Here is a 1,728-nt window from a genome sequence, read left to right on the forward strand (position 1 = left end):
GCGGCAGGCGAGATACTCGTTTCAGATGCGACTCGCGCCATGGTCGGAGGACGAACCGATTTCTTATTTTCTGAAATTGAACCCAGACTTCTGAAAGGTCTACGCGGGCACCACGTTTTATATCGGCTGGATTGGCAAGATTAAGTCTTGGGGGCGCCGTAACTCCGGTAAATCGCCCAGTCTACTTGGAGAGCAGCACCGCAAGTTGTTTTGAGGTTCGCACCACAGCTCACATCGCCAGCAATTCGCGATGAATGGCGACCATTGCCGAAGTGTCGCGCGTGCAATACGCAACAAGATCAGAATAGACCTTCTCGCGCGCTGGATCGTCTGGCTGAATCAGTGTCACGTCCTTCCAAAGACGAGACGCGCTTGCCCCCTCTTTGATGTCCAGATCATCGTATGAAAGTTCTGGCAAAAACGCTGGAAGAACGGCCTTGATTGTCTGACGTCAGGGATTTTGGGACAGATGGCCGCCTGATCTAAGAGAGGGTCTGGCTCAACTGGTTGTTGTGATTATGCGGCGGATTTGCGGTGAAGCAAGCGCCGGGTTTCGATGGTCTTTCGTTTGATCCTTTCTCGTTGTTTTAGAATGGTCTGTCCGCGCCCGAAGTAGACATCAGCGGGTGTGAGGTTTTGTAGGCTTTCGTGGTAGCGCCTGTGATTGTAGTGATCGACGAAAGCATCGATCTGCTGCTGAAGGTCACCGGGCAGATAGTAGTTTTCCAATAAGATGCGGTTCTTGAGAGTCTGGTGCCAGCGCTCGATCTTTCCCTGAGTTTGCGGATGGTATGGCGCCCCTCGAACATGATCCATTTTCTGATCTTCCAGCCATTCGGCAAGCTCACTAGAGATGTAGCTGGACCCGTTGTCGCTGAGCAGGCGTGGTTTGTGCAGCACCGTTGCCTGATCACAGCCTGAGGCGTGCAAAGCGAGGTCCAGTGTGTCGGTCACATCCTCGGTCTTCATCGTCGTACAAAGCTTCCAGGCGATGATGTATCGGCTGTAATCGTCCAGGATCGTGCTGAGATAGAACCAGCCCCAGCCGATCACCTTCAGATAGGTAAAGTCCGTCTGCCAGAGCTGGTTCGGCCGAGTGGTTTTGTCCTGGAACTCGTCTGCGGCTGACAAAACCACATAGGCCGGGCTGGTAATCAGATCGTAAGACTTGAGGATGCGGTAGACCGAAGCCTCTGACACAAAGTACTTTTCTGTGTCGGTGAAGCGAACAGCCAACTCACGCGGGGAAAGCTCACTTTCCTTCAGAGCCAGATCTTTGATCTTCTCGCGCACAGGCGTGGGAATGCGGTTCCAGACCCGTGACGGCGTGGGTCTACGATCTTCAAGCGCCTCGGGGCCGCCGACGAGATATCGGTCGTACCAGCGATAGAAGGTGGTCTTCGGAATGCCCAGCTTCTCCAAAGTGCGCTTGGTCGGCAGATGCGATTGCTCAACCAAGCGGATGACTTCCAGTTTTTCGGATGCGGGATATCTCATTCGTCGTCGCCCCCATCCGCGATCATGCTTTTTTTGAGCAACCGCAGTTCAAGAGCCTGTTCGGCAACCACCTCCTTCAGATCACGGGCTTCCCGTCTCAGATCCTTCACTTCGGTGGAAGTTGCCGCGCGGGCCGTGTCGCCTGCCAGACGTTTCTTGCCGGCTTCCAGGAATTCCTTGGACCAGCTGTAGTAGAGGCTCTGCGCGATGCCTTCACGGCGGCAGAGCTCT

General features: G+C 54.6%; 1 protein-coding gene and 1 pseudogene. Both read right to left on the reverse strand.

Annotated features, from left to right (window positions below):
• Positions 1 to 229: 229 nt before the first annotated feature.
• Positions 230 to 418: a hypothetical protein gene (locus AC2FJC_RS23805; protein ID WP_496742196.1), complete on the reverse strand. Its 189-nt coding sequence runs from the start codon at positions 416 to 418 to the stop codon at positions 230 to 232.
• 98 nt (positions 419 to 516) lie between these two features.
• A pseudogene (locus AC2FJC_RS23810) lies at positions 517 to 1,728 on the reverse strand (IS3 family transposase); the annotation flags it as partial.

Source organism: Ruegeria sp. CDSB117 (assembly GCF_059611005.1).